16 protein-coding genes are annotated in these 17,073 nt (G+C 47.4%); all 16 read right to left on the bottom strand.

Annotated features, from left to right (window positions below; genetic code table 11):
* Window positions 1-33: 33 nt before the first annotated feature.
* The gene (locus tag MHB54_RS24580; protein WP_069079759.1) at window positions 34-1,536 is read right to left on the bottom strand and encodes an AAA family ATPase; all 1,503 of its coding nucleotides are present in this window, start codon (window positions 1,534-1,536) and stop codon (window positions 34-36) included.
* Window positions 1,529-2,062, bottom strand: a complete 534-nt coding sequence (locus tag MHB54_RS24575; RefSeq protein WP_220025323.1) for a hypothetical protein — start codon at window positions 2,060-2,062, stop codon at window positions 1,529-1,531. The genes MHB54_RS24580 and MHB54_RS24575 overlap by 8 nt, the downstream gene beginning before the upstream one ends.
* Window positions 2,063-2,508: 446 nt before the next feature.
* Entirely contained in the window at window positions 2,509-3,033 is a 525-nt protein-coding gene (locus MHB54_RS24570) for a cell wall elongation regulator TseB-like domain-containing protein (protein ID WP_069079760.1), read from the bottom strand.
* Window positions 3,034-3,070: 37 nt separating this feature from the next.
* Window positions 3,071-4,372, bottom strand: coding sequence for an amidohydrolase (locus tag MHB54_RS24565; RefSeq protein WP_023989134.1), 1,302 nt, complete (start codon window positions 4,370-4,372; stop codon window positions 3,071-3,073).
* Window positions 4,359-5,012 carry a redox-sensing transcriptional repressor Rex gene (locus tag MHB54_RS24560; protein WP_013310684.1) on the bottom strand — a complete coding sequence of 218 codons (654 nt, stop codon included), beginning with the start codon at window positions 5,010-5,012 and terminating at the stop codon, window positions 4,359-4,361. The genes MHB54_RS24565 and MHB54_RS24560 overlap by 14 nt, the downstream gene beginning before the upstream one ends.
* A 44-nt stretch (window positions 5,013-5,056) precedes the next feature.
* On the bottom strand, window positions 5,057-7,924 hold the full coding sequence (gene dinG / locus MHB54_RS24555; RefSeq protein WP_023989136.1) for an ATP-dependent DNA helicase DinG: 2,868 nt from the start codon (window positions 7,922-7,924) through the stop codon (window positions 5,057-5,059).
* Between the two features lie 157 nt (window positions 7,925-8,081).
* Window positions 8,082-8,714, bottom strand: coding sequence for a tetratricopeptide repeat protein (locus MHB54_RS24550; RefSeq protein WP_023989137.1), 633 nt, complete (start codon window positions 8,712-8,714; stop codon window positions 8,082-8,084).
* Between the two features lie 82 nt (window positions 8,715-8,796).
* Window positions 8,797-9,180, bottom strand: a complete 384-nt coding sequence (panD, locus tag MHB54_RS24545) for an aspartate 1-decarboxylase (RefSeq protein ID WP_013371641.1) — start codon at window positions 9,178-9,180, stop codon at window positions 8,797-8,799.
* Window positions 9,173-10,111, bottom strand: a complete 939-nt coding sequence (gene panC / locus MHB54_RS24540; protein ID WP_023989138.1) for a pantoate--beta-alanine ligase — start codon at window positions 10,109-10,111, stop codon at window positions 9,173-9,175. The genes panD and panC overlap by 8 nt, the downstream gene beginning before the upstream one ends.
* Window positions 10,108-11,007: a 3-methyl-2-oxobutanoate hydroxymethyltransferase gene (panB, locus tag MHB54_RS24535; protein ID WP_023989139.1), complete on the bottom strand. Its 900-nt coding sequence runs from the start codon at window positions 11,005-11,007 to the stop codon at window positions 10,108-10,110. Before panB ends, panC begins: the two co-directional genes overlap by 4 nt.
* Before the next feature lie 345 nt (window positions 11,008-11,352).
* A complete protein-coding gene (locus tag MHB54_RS24530) occupies window positions 11,353-12,327 on the bottom strand; it encodes a biotin--[acetyl-CoA-carboxylase] ligase (RefSeq protein ID WP_028540649.1) in 975 nt (324 codons plus the stop codon).
* Window positions 12,320-13,642, bottom strand: coding sequence for a CCA tRNA nucleotidyltransferase (locus tag MHB54_RS24525; RefSeq protein WP_264453642.1), 1,323 nt, complete (start codon window positions 13,640-13,642; stop codon window positions 12,320-12,322). The genes MHB54_RS24530 and MHB54_RS24525 overlap by 8 nt, the downstream gene beginning before the upstream one ends.
* A gap of 55 nt (window positions 13,643-13,697) precedes the next feature.
* On the bottom strand, window positions 13,698-14,861 hold the full coding sequence (gene bshA, locus MHB54_RS24520; RefSeq protein ID WP_023989143.1) for an N-acetyl-alpha-D-glucosaminyl L-malate synthase BshA: 1,164 nt from the start codon (window positions 14,859-14,861) through the stop codon (window positions 13,698-13,700).
* A gap of 206 nt (window positions 14,862-15,067) precedes the next feature.
* Window positions 15,068-15,760: a bacillithiol biosynthesis deacetylase BshB1 gene (gene bshB1 / locus MHB54_RS24515; RefSeq protein ID WP_023989144.1), complete on the bottom strand. Its 693-nt coding sequence runs from the start codon at window positions 15,758-15,760 to the stop codon at window positions 15,068-15,070.
* Window positions 15,757-16,194, bottom strand: coding sequence for a methylglyoxal synthase (gene mgsA / locus MHB54_RS24510; protein WP_023989145.1), 438 nt, complete (start codon window positions 16,192-16,194; stop codon window positions 15,757-15,759). The genes bshB1 and mgsA overlap by 4 nt, the downstream gene beginning before the upstream one ends.
* A 56-nt stretch (window positions 16,195-16,250) precedes the next feature.
* Complete coding sequence (gene dapB / locus MHB54_RS24505) at window positions 16,251-17,054, bottom strand: 4-hydroxy-tetrahydrodipicolinate reductase (protein ID WP_023989146.1); 804 nt, start codon at window positions 17,052-17,054, stop codon at window positions 16,251-16,253.
* Window positions 17,055-17,073: the final 19 nt, after the last annotated feature.

Here is a 17,073-nt window from a genome sequence, read left to right as displayed (position 1 = left end):
CTAAAAGTAAAAAAAAATAACCAGCATAAAAAATTATGCTGGTAATAAAGCATTTTCACTAAATTGACATCTAAATTGGTCTCCAGACAGAGTTTCTTCCTTCATCAGGATGTCAAGTGAGTTGTCGAACACAGGACGATGCTTTTCCAGCAGCTCCAAAGTTCGGGTATGCAGGTCAGCCATTATCTCGCCATTTTCCCGCATGAGTTCTTCTTTGGTTACCATTTCCATGTTAATAATGCCAAGTGAAGTCAAACCGGAAGTCATCATCGTATGGACGATGTTCAGCGCCTGCTCAAAATCATTACTTGAGCCGGTACTGCGACCGCCATAGTACATTTCTTCCGCCGTAGCCCCTGCGAGCGAGATCATAATTTGCTCCTCCAGGAACTGCTTGGTGTATAAATAATGCTCTTGCTGTGGATTGTGGCGCACATAGCCAAGCGCTTTCCCACGAGGGCTAAGTGCTACCTGGCTTACGCTACCGGGACGAACAATTTCGGCCATAATAGCATGTCCTAGTTCATGAATCGCTACACGTTTTTTCTCTTCCAAGGTCGATTCTCGGTCTGTCTTTTCACCCATCATCACTTTGTCAATTGCCATCGACAGATGCTTCTGCGCAATCATTTTCTGATCCTGTCTCATCGCATAGATTGCTGCTTCATTCATCACGCTCTCCAGCTGTGCGCCGGAAAACCCGTAAGATTCCTCAGCAATTTTGTCCAGATTTGCATCTTCCTGAATCGGTTTGTTTTTGGCATGAATTTTTAGAATATGAAGACGGCCCTTCTTGTCAGGCAGATCCACTTGAATATGACGATCAAAACGCCCTGGACGCGTTAAGGCGCTGTCCAGCATTTCTTTACGGTTTGTTGCCGCAATGATCAAAATCCGCGGTGTATCTGCGGAATAAATACCATCCATTTCTGTCAGTAACTGATTCAAAGTCTGATCATATTCTCGTTGCTGTCCACCCTCACGTTTACCACCAATTACATCGATTTCGTCAATAAAAATAATTGCATTTTCCTTCTTTTCCTTGGCTGCACGAGTACGCGCCTCCCGAAACAACTCACGGACACGACCCGCTCCAACACCAACGTACATTTCAACAAATTCACTACCTGAGGCTGCAACAAATACAGAATTAGTGTAGTGTGCCGCTGCCTTCGCCATCAGCGTTTTTCCTGTTCCCGGAGGACCAGTGAGCAAAACGCCTTTTAATGGACGGATACCAAACTTGGAAATTTCATCATGTCGATTCAAAAAATCCAGGGCCTCGCGCAGTTCCTGCTTAGCGCTTTCTTGCCCACCGATTTCCTCAAAAGTCAGCTTGTCCGGACCATTTTTTTTACGTTTACGCTCTTGCCCAGCACCTACGGCCAAACCGCCACGCGCATGCATAAGCATTAACAAGCCGCTGAACATCACGCCAGCAACCAGAAGAGGGATAATATTTACCCCAATAAAAACGAGAAATATAATGGTTACCGGCACAATGCCGATTAATATTTCCTTAATCCATCTAGGCATTAGGCCATACCCCCATTTGCTGAGATTGACGTGGCAAAACGATAAACTTGGTCGCTTTACCTTCGCTGAGTCGGATATAGACATTGTTCGAATCCATATCGGTATCAGCTTTGATACCCGTCTTTTTCTTTTTCATCTGCTCAACTGTAGATGAAATTTGAGTATACTTTTTATTTTCCATCGCTTCGGCCACAGGAAACATAGCCTCAGACCACCATTGATTCAGTGCTGAATTGGAACGATCTGCGATATCCAACTTAATGGTGCGGCTGCCAATGATGGATTGTCCTTTTTGCTTAACCACATCGACCAATTTGGCCACATCCGCCTGCGGTTTGAGATCTAGTTTCAATACAACCTGATCCTGTTTAATATCTATTTGAGCGCTTGTCACGCCTGGATATTGAGATACCAGTTTTTCCAGAGGACTTTGCATTGTAACCTGACGGTAAATGAACCATCCCCCAAATAGCAGCAAAGCTGCCAAAACTGCCGCCACAACGATAGGAACTGCACGCAATTTCAAACAACATCCTCCTCTCAAAATGTAAAACTCAGAAGAAACGGGACGAATGTCAACAAACAACCAAATTGCATGATCTTATAGTGATCAGCAATTCTTTTTTCTATCATTTTTGTCTATCACTTATAAAATATAGTATATCATAACGTATATCTAATATCGAAGGCAATGTGTGGAGGAGTTGTGATGAGGCAAAATCTTTGGTTATGGTGGAGGCGAGACGCTGCGTGTAGGATTTGATCTTACGATCGCTGTTGCCCGCCATAAAGATGAATTTGACCTAGGAGAGAAGATGGATAGGTAAAGATGCTTCACTGGCTTTCAGCCAGCTTTACGGCATAGCAAAACTAAAAGACGTAAATACGATTTTTGTCGTATTTACGTCTTTTTCTTGAGTTTTTAATCATTTACTAGTCATTCATTCAACATTTGCCAATCCTCACACCAGCTCAGTTATTGGGCAAAGTATATTTCACACCCGTCGCTACCCCATCTGAGAAACGATAAAAGGTGTAGTAATGATGACTTCCATCATCGTAAAACAACTGCCACACATATTCGCCATTGAACACACTCGGCTGAAGCCTTACAATTTTTGCACCTGGAAGCTGCTGCTGAATTATTGCCGTCATTTTTTGCTCATCGACTCCGTTCTTCAGCAACTCGGTGTGAACACCGCTATTATCTGCGACAGGTACGTTAGGTTGTCCTTCCACTTTTTGAAAAGGAACCCACACCATTATATTTTCATTCTGTGCATTTTTCCCTTGAACCACCCAATATACCTGATCCCACACAGACTTCCATGTTTGAGTCGTGCTAACCAGACCACCTGATTGCTTGGCCTTAATGATAGCGGCATTTTTCTCAGCCACCTGGTCTTGAGTAACATAGGAATAATACCAGAAAATGCTGACCAGGATCAGTATCACGGCCAAAATGGCGACCGCTATCCATTTTTTCTTATTTTTCAAACCTGTGCTTCCTCTCTAAGGGGATGTGACACCTAAATTAGCGCGACAGCAGCCCTTCAAAGGCGGCTTGTGCCTCATGTTTGATACGTTCCTCGTCCATAGTCAGGCATTCGCCGTTTTTCACAACCTGGCGACCGTCTACCCACACATGAGCCACGTCCTTGGCGCTTGCAGAGTATACCGCATGGGAAATAAGATCTGTACGCGGCAAGAAATGTGCCTGATTCAGATCCAACGCGATAAAGTCAGCCTTGTTGCCTGCTGCCAACGCTCCTACTTCTTTTAAACCAATCGACTTTGCACCGTATTCTGTTGCCAGACGCAGCGCTTCACTTGCAGGAACTGCCGTAGGGTCACCGGATACACCCTTGTGAATAAGTGCCGCCAGACGCATTTCCTCGAACATATCCAGGTTATTATTGCTGGCAGGACCATCCGTTCCGAGAGAAACAGTAACCCCTGCACGCAGCAATTCAGGCACTCTGGCCACACCACTTGCCAGCTTCAAGTTGCTACCAGGATTATGTGAAACCGCTACACCACGTTCAGCCAGTAAAGCTATTTCTTCGTCGTTCAAATGAACGCCATGGGCAACAAGCGAAGGACGGGAGAAAAAGCCAAGCTTATCTAAGTGTGCAACTGGACGCAAACCGTAGTCGCGTACGTTTTGCTCCACTTCGGCGATCGTCTCAGACATGTGCGTATGCAGTGGCAAGTCCAGATCATGCGCAGCTTGTACGAATTTTTCAATAAACGCAGGTGGACATGTGTATGGCGCGTGCGGAGACATCATCGTTGTAATACGCCCGTCTGCTTTACCATGCCAGTTACGCGCAAAAGTCACGGCCTCAGCCAGCTTGATTCGCTGTTCTTCTTCCGAGCAAAGTCCAATTGCTCCACGCATCAGACTTGCACGAATACCTGACTCTTCAGCTACACGAGCCACCTCATCCATATGATCGTACATATCCAGGAAGGTCGTTGTTCCACCTTTCAGCATTTCCAGCACAGACAAGGACGTACCCCAGTACACGTCCGTAGATGTAAACTTGGCTTCCATAGGCCACATTTTCTCCTGAAGCCATACTTGAAGTGCCAAGTCATCTCCATGCCCACGCAGCAGAGACATCGCCGCATGACCATGAGTATTAATCAGACCAGGTAAAAACAATAGCCCCTTACCATCGATCGCTTCCGTCTCTTCCTCACCCGCAGGCAAAGTTTCGCCAATATAAGTAATACGGCTATCCTCCACAATCATAAAACCATGGACTACCCCAGCTTCTGATCCATTTACGGCAAAAGAGCCGTTTTTAATCATCCATTTATTCACTGTCATATTGTGTTTCTTCCTTTCCGTCCTCCAAATAATAAGCGAGGCTAAGCAAATCAGTTGTAAAGTCTGTGGCATGAATCCGAATGTTGGCCGGTGCCTTGAGAGTAGTCGGTGCAAAGTTCAGGATCGCTCCAATTCCGCTCTCAATAAGCCTGTCAGCCACGTGCTGTGCTTCAAAATCAGGTACGGTAATAATCCCGATTCGAATGTTTTTTTCTTTCACAGTCGCTTCCAGTTCATCCATCGGTTGAACGACCAATGTATTGATCTTGGTCCCTACCTTATCCGGAAACGCATCAAATACTGCGACAATCTTCATATTGTCTTTTAAATAAGCGTTATAATTCGAAAGGGCTTGCCCCAGATTACCCGCACCGACCAATACGACATTAATTTGCTGGTCGATTTTCAGGATATGGCGTATTTTCTCAATTAGATAAGAAACATCATAACCGATACCCTTCCGACCAAAATCTCCAAAATAGGCGAGATCTTTACGGATTTGGGCCGGGTTCAAATCTAGCCTCTGTCCCAACTCTTGAGAAGAGACCGTAGCCACCTCCCGTTTGTGAAGTGCATTCAGATAACGTAAATATACGGGTAACCTCCGTACGACAGCCTCTGAAATTTTATCTGATTTCATACTTGCTCCCCCTAATTGTAACGAACATACTTAGTGTCCGTCCGTTATGCCTCTGTCTCCGGGGCGGATTGGAGCCATTCGGCGATGCGGGGCACCATTTGCTCCGATGGCATATGCTCCATTTTTGGTCCCGGTAACGAGTACAAAAAGTGCTTTCCGTAATAGGATTCGATCACACGCGTATCGTAAACGATAACGACCCCGTGGTCGCTCGCTGTACGTACTAACCGACCAAATCCCTGTTTGAAGCGAATGACCGCTTGTGGTACAGACAGCTTCATAAATGGATTCTTCTTCTGCTGCTGAAGCAGCTCGCTTTTTGCCTCCAGCAACGGGTGATTCGGCGGTTGAAACGGCAAGCGAACAATGGCCAGACAAGTCAGAGCCTTTCCTGGAATATCGACGCCTTCCCAGAAGCTGCTGGTTCCCAGCAATACAGAAGCTTTGGCTTCCTGAAAACGGCGGGTTAGCTTGCTGCGACTCCCACTGTCCACACCTTGTCCCAGCACAGTAATTTCGCTGGATGCTAAGGCCTCTTTGAGCGGCTCATACACTTGCCGGAGCATCCGATAGGAAGTAAACAGAACGAGCATTCTCCCCCGCGTCGCCTGAGCAGTCGCTCCTAGAGAGCTAACGAGCATATCTACAAAATGTGCATCTCCTACACTGCCCTTCACACTTGGGAAATCCCGTGGAATGACCAGCAACACCTGATCCCTGTAATTAAAGGGTGACGGGAGCTGCGAAGTCATCAGCCGCTCTTGATCTGCGGCCTCCTGCAAGCCGAGCTGATCGATCATGTACTGAAACGACTTATCTACCGATAAGGTAGCAGACGTCAGAATAATGCTTCTTTTTTTGTCAAAAAACATTTCTTTCAACTGGCGGCTCACATCGACGGGCACCGCATAAAATTGCAATGATTTACTACGGAATTGCCCACTCGCTTCGAGCCAGTATACGGTTGTTTCATCATCGAGTCGGATAAAAAAGCGCAAATTTTCTCGGATTCCCGCCAAATCCTTGAGCAGACCCGTGATATCTGTAATAAGGCTATCTGCCGCATAATCGTCATGTTCTTCCTTGACGTCCAGCATCAGCTTGTCGCCCTTGCGCAAAATTTCGCTCATCGTTACATATAGCTGATTTTCCAAAGCCCCCGCCTGATCCCACTTTGCAGGCTTGGCCGAAGGTTTGAGACGGGAAGAAAACTGTCCTGTTTCACCCGGTGTCGCATCGCTTCGCTCTGGCAACATGCCAAACAGCTTGTCGCTTAGCAGGTCCCAAGTTTCCTTAACCTCTAACACGAGCGGATACAGCTGGTCGATGGTTGAGGCCCAATCCGCCGACTTCTCGTGCCCCGATTTCGCCAACTGTTGACGAAGTGAAGGCAGTTGTCCATTCTTGCTGTCTTTGAACAGTCGCGTCAGTGTATGCACGAGTGTGAAATATTTCATATGCATACCTAGGTGCTTACCAGCTACTTCCTCTAGGTGATGGGCTTCATCAATCACCAGATGTTCATAGCTCGGCAACAACTGGTGACTGGCTTTGACGTCTGTGAACAACTTAGAGTGATTCGTAATAACGACATCCGCTATTCCTGCTTCATGGCGTGCACGATGATAATAGCATTTGCGGAACCATGGACAAGAACGACCAAGACAGGACTCTGAATCACTCGCCACCGTTTCCCAGAAATCTCCTCCACGGTTGCTCAGATTCAGTTCTTCATCATCACCGGTTTCTGTTAGCGTCAACCAGACGATCATCTGAGCCGCTGTAATTAAGTCTTCCTTCGGTGTCGCGAAGTCTCTTCTGTTTATTTTATGTTCAAACTTACGCAGACACAAATAATGTCCCCGACCCTTGAAAATAGCAGCCCGGAACGGAAACGGAATCACCTTGGTCAGCATAGGAATGTCGCGCTCGCGTAATTGCTCCTGCAGGTTGATCGTATGTGTACTTACCATAACGCGCTGTCCTTTTTTTACACTGTGATACAGCGATGGGAGCAAATAACCGAGAGACTTTCCTGTTCCTGTACCTGCTTCGATCAGCAGATGCTTGTCTTCACTCAGTGCCTGATTTACACCCTCAATCATCTGTATCTGCGCCTCGCGCTCCTCATATTGGCTCAAGGATGAACGCAAATTGTCCCGCACATCATCCATGTACTCCTCAAAGGAAACACCTGAAAGTGGATTCGGGTCATCTTCTCTACGCGGTGCAGCTAGCTCCGTCCAATCTTCCACTTTTAGCGCAAGCTGACGAAAAAACTGATGTCCCTCCAAATCCTGAATAGGATCAAGCTCTTTCTCTTCACGCACCCCATCAAGAAACCATCCAAGGTCACTGTCTTCCTCTGCAAACAAATCACTAAGCCGCTGTATCGTTATCAGAGGTAATGCTTGAAGCTCACCCAGACACTTTAAAAACACCTCAGCCGTAGCCAACGCGTCGCTGTCTGCTTGGTGAGGGCGATCATGCGCCAGCCCGAACTCAGAAGACACAAAACCTAACTGATACGAAGATAGCGATGGAAACATAATTTTCAGAAAATCCATTGTATCCAAGATTCTTCCGCTAAACGGCAAATATCCGCACCGATCCAGAGCGTTTTGCAAAAAATTAAAATCAAACGCCACATTATGACCGACCAGCACAACATCGTCCAGCATAGGCACGAGCTCCATCATCATTTCTTCAAGTGCAGGAGCATCCTTGACGTCATCGTCTGTAATTCCGGTCAATCCAGTGATAAAAGGTGGAATAGATCTGCCAGGGTTCACATAAGAGCCGTAAACACGGGAAATGCTGTTATCATGATCTATAATTGCAAGTCCGACTTGAATGATGTCATCCGCGGACTGGGTGCCTGTCGTTTCAAAATCCAATACCGCAAATTTCATTCGGGCTTAATCCTTTCTTATGACACTTACAAAAATAATAACTCTATATATTAGCATAGCAGAAGATCGCCTGTTTGGAAATTAAGACAGCCAAAAAAGACGATGCACACGCCGCCTGAGGAGGTGGGCATGCATCGTCTTACTCGGTGTCTGACAACTACATCCAGGTCATCATGGAGCTGTCGTATCGAAGCATTTCGGTACCGGACAAACAGGCTTCCATATTGTGCAGCGGCTCGGGTAACGCAGGATCGAACTGATGTGCGAGAGCAAAACATTTTTGCGCCTCCTCTACGTCAGCCTGCTTTGCCAACAGACAGCCTAGCGCATTATAGATGACCGCCTTTAGTCCTGCCTGCTCAGTCAGGTCCAGCACCTTCTGAAAATGGCATACAGCCTCTGCTGGATCATCTAGTTGAAAATAGGCCATTCCCATATACATGCGACTCTGCCAGCTGTTCGGAAAATGCTGTAGTACCTGCTCAAATTGTTGGATCGCCTCAGGGTACATAAGTAATCGATAATACCCTTGCCCCCGATTAAAAGCTGGCAGCTCTTTTTCAGGCAGCTCAGTGTCAGACATATCGGTCTCTGCGGAAAATCCGGCCGCACGCAAGCAAACCATTTTTTCCTCAAAGGCCAGCCACTCATCCATAATTCCGTCACTCATTCTCCGCAGCAGACTCCAGTGCTGTAGCAGCTCCTGCCTGCGGGAGCCCTGGGCTGATGGGTAATGCTTCACGATATCATCTAACATGCTGTTCATTTCTGCGAATACATGCTGGAACATGTGCATCCCGCCCTTATGAAAGATGGATTAATACACTCACATTTTTCGCTTAAAAGACGGGTTTCATCCGCACTCCCATTCATTACATGATCGTCGCGTGCACTTCTTTGTTCATCGTTTGGGCTGGTTTATTATGTTCATCAACAAATACCACTGTTGGTTTGTATGTTTTGGCCTCTTCATTCGACATGGAAGCATAGGAAATAATAATGACTGTATCACCAGGCTGCACCAAACGGGCTGCCGCACCGTTGAGACAGATCACTCCGCTCCCACGCGGTCCGGGGATAACATAGGTTTCCAGTCGAGCTCCATTGTTATTGTTTACAATTTGAACCTTTTCATTCTCCAACAGATCCGATGTCTCCATGAGATCTTCATCTATAGTGATACTCCCCACATAGTTCAGGTTAGCTTCCGTAACGGTAGCGCGGTGAATTTTGGATTTCATCATGGTTCTAAACATGGGAAAGCACCTCCGCCTTCTGTATTCTTATATTGTCAATCAGTCGGGTATTGCCAAATTTCACAGCCAGCGCTACGATGACGTCTTCCTGAACATCACATAGCCGTTGCTCGGGAAGAAGGGGCTCCAGACCGGGAAAAGTTAATATTTCAATGTAATCAATGTCTGCTAAAGGAGAGGAAGTAATGGTGGACTCCACCATTTGATGTAGCTGACGAATCGTAATTGTGTTTGTTACAATATCTTCGCTCACTTCTTGCACCTTACGCAGTGACTGGGACAGCACCAACGCCTGCTCGCGCTGTTCTGCACTTAAATACACATTACGGGAGCTGAGGGCCAAACCATCCGCCTCTCTGACGATGGGACAAGGTACGATAGTCACGTTCATATTGAGATCAGTCACCATCTGCTGGAGCACAGCAACCTGCTGCGCGTCCTTCATTCCAAAAAAGGCCAAATCAGGACCTATCATGTTAAAAAGCTTGGCTACCACCGTAGTCACACCATCAAAATGGCCGGGACGGGAGGCACCGCACAAGCGATCTGTCAAAGCGGATACACGAATTTTGGTTTGGGTTGGTTGTGGATACATTTCTGCTACAGTTGGCAAAAATACAATATCCACGCCCTCGCGCCGTGCTACCTCCAAATCACGAGCTTCATCGCGGGGGTAGCTTTCCAGATCTTCATTCGGTCCAAATTGAATCGGATTTACGAAAATGCTAAGCACCACCGTATCTGCCATTTCACGCGCCTTGTGCATCAAGCTCGCATGTCCTTCATGCAGGTATCCCATTGTTGGTACAAAGCCGACTTTATGTTGCTGTAAAGAAGCAGAATCGTTTATTGTTTTTGCTCCGTTTGTCCCAAGCTGCCGACGTTCAGCAATAATCTTGCGCAGCTGAGCCACTTCTCTTACGATGATCATGACCGAGATTCCACCTTTTCCTTAGCTTGTTCCTGTGTCTGTCCTTTTGCCTTACCGTATAGGGATTCCACAACGCGGTCATCCGCGCTGAACACATGCTCTGCGGCCGGAAATGCCCGCCCTTTCACATCACTCACATACTGCTCAATGCTGCTGCGGATCAAGCCGCCTACATCGGCATAGGTTTTAACAAAGCGTTTGCTGAAATAAGGCGATGCGTACTGAATCAGATCGTGATAAACAAGTACCTGACCGTCACATCCACGTCCAGCACCAATTCCAATGGTTGGAATGGAAAGCTCTTTAGAAATCGCTGTTGCCACTTCCTCAGTTACCAATTCCAGTACAACGCCAAAAGCACCCGCCTGCTCCAGCGCCTTGGCGTCAGCCATCAACCGGCGTGCGTCCGCTTCGTCCTTGCCTTGAATGCGATAGCCGCCAATTTGATTAACCGATTGCGGAGTAAGCCCGATATGTCCCAATACAGGCACACCTGCCTGAACAGTTGCTTTTACGACATCGGCAATTTCAGCTCCGCCCTCCAATTTAACAGCATGCACATGTCCTTCCTGCATCAGACGGCGGATGCCCTGAAGACTTTCTGATACGCTGCTGTGATATGTCATAAAAGGCATGTCCGCTACGATAAATGTATGTTCCGCGCCTCTTGCGACTGCCCGGGAATGGTACACGATATCATCCAAGGTTACAGGGATGGTTGAATCGTAACCAAGAACTACGTTACCCAGCGAGTCACCTACGAGAATCATGTCAATTCCCGCCTCCTCGGCTATTTTAGCTGATGGATAATCATAGGCGGTCAGCATACTGAGCGGAATGCCCTCTTGCTTCATTTTTTTCATTTTCACAATATTCAGTGCTTGTTTTCCTGCCATTGCGAATGGCTCCCTTCCATCTTTTTTTGGCACAAAAAATAACCTTTTATGAACGCCTGTACATCTGCGTCATCAAAAGGTCCGAACAGCCAAAAAAGACACTCATTTTGAGATCGTCCCTTCTGTCTCGGTCCTGTTCGGCTCAGAGCAGAATCCAACGTAACCTTCAAATGAAGTTATGATGGTCTTACAAACTTGCTAAAGTAGAGCATGTGCCCCTGGAGTGCAGCTCGGACCGTCCGATGCCGCCTCCTGCACAGTATAACAAAAAACATCAGCTTTTTCACGTGAAGTTTTGCACAGAGAATAGAACGATTTCGGTCGTTTTCATAGCTAAGGTCGCTTCTATAATTGTATATCCCCTGAAATGACCTGAATTCGCTCTCCCTGATCCGTTTCTATCACGAGTGCCCCGGAAGGGTCCAAGCCAACAGCTGTACCTTCTACAGTTATCCCTTGTCCGGTATGTGCCCGTACACTACGGTTCATAGTCACGGACAAAGCCTCCCACAGCATGGCTATAGGCTGGAACCCCTGCTCGGCATACAACTTACTTAGCTGTTCCATCTCTTCCAGCACTGAGGCAATCAGCACAGTACGGTCAATTTCACGCCCTGCTTCTATTTTCAATGACGTTCCCACCTGCGATAACTCTTCCGGGTAATCTTCTTTATTCAAATTTACGTCAATGCCGATCCCTGCAATACAATAGCGAACCCGTTGATCCTCTGTTGCAGATTCCAACAGAATACCGGATACTTTGCGACCATGAATCAGCAGATCGTTTGGCCATTTGATACCAGCCTCCACACCCGTCAGCCGACGAATGGCTCTACACACTGCTACACCTGTAAGTAGCGTTAGCTGGGGGGTAAAAGCCAAAGGCTGGGTAGGGCGCAACACAATGCTCAACCAGACTCCTTTGCCACGAGGTGAATACCACTTCCGCCCCAGACGTCCCCGACCTGCCGTTTGTTCCTCTGCAAGCACTACTGTCCCCTCTGGCGCGCCCTCTTCTGCCAAACGCATGGCATCCTGCTGAGTGGATACCGTCGAATCCAGTACAACGATACGCTGGCCAAACGATTGGGTATTTAATATATCGGCCAATTTGGAGACTTCTAGCCGATCCGGTCGGGATATCAACCGATAGCCCCGACGCGAGGAGGCATCAATATTGTAGCCCAACTCACGCAGTTTGTTGATCTGCTTCCATACTGCTGTTCGGCTAACCGAGAGCCGTCGGCTGATTTCCTCCCCTGATACGTAATCGGATGTACCTTCCTCCAGTATGCCTAACAATCTTTCATGATTATTCACTACTCATCACCCGTTTCGCTTCCTGAAGCAATGTTTCTGTTTCATTCGGAATATCTCCACAGGCAACAGCTTGTAAAAGCTGTTCCATCATCTGACCCAGCCAAGGTCCGCCTGGTCGATTCATCGCCTGAACCAGTTCATTTCCTGTAATATTTAAATCTTTGATACGAACGACTACAGCCTGCTTTGTCCACAAGCTTGCCAGTTTGGCTGTTTTCGCCACATGCTTTTCTACCCATGGCGGTAATCCGCGGAATGAAGCAGGCAGTGTCTTGTAAAGATCAAGCCAGTCTGAAGCTGTATTCTTTCCCAGTCTAATTAGCAGTCGAATCCAGCTACGACGCAGTGCCTCATCGTTGATGATGTCAGACTCCTCCGTAACGGAGTCGCCAGCTATGACACCAGTACTGTAGATTAATTCGGTCTCCCATTCCAGCAAATGAACCAGCCGAAGCCGTACCGCATTGGAGAAGGTCCAAGCTCTTAGTAGCTCGTCCGCTACCTCTGAGGTAAGTCTACAAGACATTAAGAGCAGGCCCCACCGCAGTTCTTCTTGCAGTTGAACGATCCCCTTGAGCGCTTGTGCTTCACATTGCTCCCAGGGAACCGGAACCTTCGTACAGCCGAGCAATCCGCTACGCCCCAGCATCTCCAACCCACGTAAAGGGTCAGGGCCCGCCAGCATCTTTTCCAGCTCGACCCGCACACGTTCCATGGCTATGTAACGAAGTCCCTCTCTGCGCCGAATCATACCTTTCCAGGTGTTGAATGCAACGCGGAACCGAAAGACAGAGGCAAAACGGATGCAACGCAGCATCCGCAACCCGTCCTCCTCAAAGCGTTCCTCGGCTCGGCCTACACAACGAACGAGAGCAGCTCGTAAATCGGCTTCTCCCCCAAACGGGTCCACCCGCTCTCCGTGTTCTGCCATCGCAATCGCATTCATAGTAAAATCCCGTCGCATCAGATCCTCACGGATATCCTTCACGAAGGCAACTTCCGTTGGACGGCGGTGATCGGCATAACCGCTTTCCGTACGAAAAGTGGTCACCTCGAACGCATGACCACCCTGCATGACCGTAACCGTCCCATGCTGAATCCCTGTCGGAATGACGTGAGGGAATAGCGCTATGACCTGTTCAGGCTCAGCCGAAGTGGTCAAATCCATATCATGAATAGCTCGTCCTAATAGCTCATCCCGCACACAACCACCGACCCAGTAAGCTTCGTGTCCTGCTGCTGTTAGTGTATGTATGACCTCTCTACCATGAAGAGCCATCTCTTGGTCAGCATATTGCCAAGTATTTGTATTCACAGGGTTTCCCCCTTTGCAAGTATTCAATATAAAAAACGGACGCGAGTCCGCCCCCTTAAACGCTGATCGGTTTAAGATCCGGCACCTCGCGTCCCAACACACGGTAATATATCTCTTCATATTGACGGGTAATCAGCTTATCACAGAAAACGGTACGGGCGCGTGTCAGACACGCTTCACGGAAACGTTCCGCCATCGCTTCATCGGACAACAGCTCTACTGCATAATCAGCCATTGCCTCCGTATTACCGATTTCAGCAAGATACCCTGTAGTTCCATGCACAACGAGTTCAGGTACTCCCCCTGCCTGAGAACCGATTGTCGGCACTCCACAGGCCATTGCTTCCAGCGCAACCAGACCAAAACTTTCTTTTTCCGAGGGAAGCAGCAGTACATCCGCCATAGAAATCACTTCTGCGATCTGATCCTGCTTACCTAAAAAGAAGACCTTGTCTTGCAGACCTAAAGTCTCGATTTTGCAACGGATTTTTGGAAGATCCGGTCCTTCCCCCACCAACAGAAGCTTCGCAGGTACTTTACGTTGCACTCTTTCAAATATATCCAACACATCTCCCACCCTTTTGACAGGACGGAAATTGGAAATATGCATCATTATTTTTTCATGCGGTTGGGCAAAATCACTTCTAAGCGCAGCGGCATCTCGTGGATAATATACCCGTTTATCTACAAAATTGTAGGTTAAATCAATAGGCCGTGTAATTTCCAACGCATCTATCGTCTCCCGAATCAAATCCTTGGAAACTGCTGTCACAGCGTCACTTTTGTTAATAGCCAGCCGAATCAGGTCCTTCAACGACTCATCCTGTGCCAACACGGTAATGTCCGTACCATGCAAGGTGGTTACCACCTTCAGATGATCACCCACCATTTCCTTCGCCAAGTAAGCGCATACTGCATGTGGTACCGCATAATGAACATGGAGTACGTCCAAATTCTTCATTTGTGCGACTTGGGCCATTTTGGTCGCCAGTGACAAATCATATGGCGGATATCTAAACACGTAATAATCGTTAACTTCAACCTCATGATAAAAAATATTTTTTTGAAACGCCCCGCCTAATCTGAACGGAATGCTATTGGCAATAAAATGGACCTCGTGCCCTTTTTCTGCCAGCAACTTACCCAACTCAGTAGCCACTACGCCGGAGCCACCCAGCGACGGGTAACAGGTAATTCCAATTTTCAGTTTGTCATTCAAGCTAAGCTGCCTCCTTCCGCCCATCAGTGATAACTTTTCTGCCGATTTATTTTAACATTCTGCAAAATGCTCAAGTATAGAATTCTTATGTCAGGATTTTGCAAAATTCGATTCCAATCGCTCCGAAGTACAAGATATAGACAAACTAAACCATTTCGATCTATATCTTATCATTGGAAGTCGCTTATTGGATTTTTGCAAAATCCTTATGTGAATAGCTTAACCAGGTATGGCGTTTTGGACGCAAAGCCTTCTGCATACGAAATCAGTTTGCGCTGACCCAACAACGAGTCGCGAGCTTTTACGCGTTCTACATATCCCTGATTTAATGGTGTGGATACTGTATCCTTTCCAGGCGTTGCCTGAAATTGCGAAGCATAACTCAACAACGACTGTTCCTTGGCTTCATAATGCTCGGTAATATCCACAATCAAATCCGTTCTGCCAATATCATTAATAAAATAAAAATATAATTGCTCTACCTGTACCGCAGGATTTTCTGGCATAAAACGTCGCAACTTGGCGTTAAATACCGCTTCCTCCACCAACTTGCTGCACATGACATGGTCTGGATGCCGATCCTCCCAATAAGGAGCGAATACAACTTTCGGTGCATGGCGTCGAATTTCTGCTGTAACTGCAGCTACATGTTCAGGAGTCACATTTAATCCACGATCAGGCAGACCCAAATTCGTACGCACAGCAAGCCCGAGCACTTTCGAAGCATGTTCAGCTTCTGACATACGAGTATCCACATCACCATTGGATGACATTTCAGCCCGCGTCAAATCGCACACGCCCACCTTTAAACCAGCGGCTGTATGCTTGGCAATCGTGCCACCCATTCCTATTTCTGCATCGTCGGCATGGGCTCCGAAAATCAGGATGTCCAGCGTCATTTTACATCACCCTGCTGGTCAATGCCCGGTTTATATTTATGTACCAGCTCACGCCAAGCAAAATCGCCACGGTCTAGTGCTTTGACCAGTATTTCAGCAGTTGCAACGTTAGTTGCCAAAGGGATCCCCTGCACGTCACACAAACGTAACAAGGCGCTAATGTCCGGCTCATGCGGTTGTGCCATGAGCGGATCACGCAAGAATATAATCAAGTCCATGTCATTTTGCGCAACCATAGCCCCGATTTGCTGATCTCCTCCAAGCGGCCCGGACATGAAACGGTGAATTTGAAGCTTGGTTTGCTCCATAATGCGCAGACCTGTTGTACCTGTTGAAAATAATTGGTGATCTGTAAAAACATGCTCATAGGCCGTTATGAAATTCACCATTTCATCCTTTTTTCGGTCATGCGCTATAAATGCAATCTTTAACATTCAAAGTTCCTCCTGCCTCATTCTATAATTTCATTCGTCAAATCATTCGCGTATTCTTAATCGATGTAATGCTCAAATCCATATACAAGCCCTGGCTGCTCCATGACCTTCTGAATACCGATTTTAACACCAGGCATATAGCCCGCCCGTTCATAAGAATCCTGACGAATTTTCAGAGATTGTCCAAATCCTCCGAATATAACTTCTTGCTGTGCGAACACACCGGGAAGACGGACACTGTGGACACGGAACCCTTGATAGTAACCCCCCCGTGATCCTTCTAACGTTTCTTCCTCTTCCGGGTTACCCTGTCGTAGCTCTTCACGCTGTTCGGCGATCAGCTCTGCGGTCTTAATGGCTGTGCCCGATGGCGCGTCCAATTTTTGGTCACCATGATATTCGATGATTTCCAGATGTGGGAAGTATTTCGCTGCCTGAGCCGCAAAACGCATCATCAAAATGACCCCAATCGAAAAGTTTGGCGCGATCAGACCACCAATTTGCTGCTCACGACACTGCTTGTCCAGTTCATCAATCTGTTCGGGGGTAAACCCTGTCGTTCCGATAACCGGACGAACTCCATGCTTGATAGCAAGCGCTGTATGTGCGTACGCAAAACGCGGCCCCGTAAAATCGACCATGACATCCGCACGACTCTCCAGTAAAGCCTGCTCCACATCCTCCACAATAGCGATACCCGCTTCCGGTAGTCCGACGAGAAGGCCGGCATCACTGCCGGCATGTGTTCTGTTCACTGCGGCCACAAGCTGTAGTTCCTCATCCTGAAGAACCAATTTGATAACTTCACGGCCCATACGCCCTGCTGCTCCTACAACAGCCACTTTTATTGGTTCTGACATATCCCTACAACTCCTTATG

It is taken from the genome of Paenibacillus sp. FSL M7-0802, from assembly GCF_038004945.1.
Taxonomy (GTDB): domain Bacteria; phylum Bacillota; class Bacilli; order Paenibacillales; family Paenibacillaceae; genus Paenibacillus; species Paenibacillus polymyxa_B.
The sequence above is the reverse complement of the archived record's forward strand: the minus strand, read 5'-3'. Positions and strand labels throughout refer to the sequence as shown.

Coding starts and splice junctions, on each gene's coding strand:
- MHB54_RS24580 (WP_069079759.1), bottom strand. CDS start 1,536: ATGCCTAGATGGATTAAGGAAATATTAATCGGCATTGTGCCGGTAACC.
- MHB54_RS24565 (WP_023989134.1), bottom strand. CDS start 4,372: ATGACAGTGAATAAATGGATGATTAAAAACGGCTCTTTTGCCGTAAAT.
- MHB54_RS24560 (WP_013310684.1), bottom strand. CDS start 5,012: ATGAAATCAGATAAAATTTCAGAGGCTGTCGTACGGAGGTTACCCGTA.
- dinG (WP_023989136.1), bottom strand. CDS start 7,924: ATGAAATTTGCGGTATTGGATTTTGAAACGACAGGCACCCAGTCCGCG.
- MHB54_RS24550 (WP_023989137.1), bottom strand. CDS start 8,714: ATGTTCCAGCATGTATTCGCAGAAATGAACAGCATGTTAGATGATATC.
- panD (WP_013371641.1), bottom strand. CDS start 9,180: ATGTTTAGAACCATGATGAAATCCAAAATTCACCGCGCTACCGTTACG.
- panC (WP_023989138.1), bottom strand. CDS start 10,111: ATGATCATCGTAAGAGAAGTGGCTCAGCTGCGCAAGATTATTGCTGAA.
- panB (WP_023989139.1), bottom strand. CDS start 11,007: ATGGCAGGAAAACAAGCACTGAATATTGTGAAAATGAAAAAAATGAAG.
- bshB1 (WP_023989144.1), bottom strand. CDS start 15,760: ATGACGCTGGACATCCTGATTTTCGGAGCCCATGCCGACGATGCAGAA.
- mgsA (WP_023989145.1), bottom strand. CDS start 16,194: ATGTTAAAGATTGCATTTATAGCGCATGACCGAAAAAAGGATGAAATG.
- dapB (WP_023989146.1), bottom strand. CDS start 17,054: ATGTCAGAACCAATAAAAGTGGCTGTTGTAGGAGCAGCAGGGCGTATG.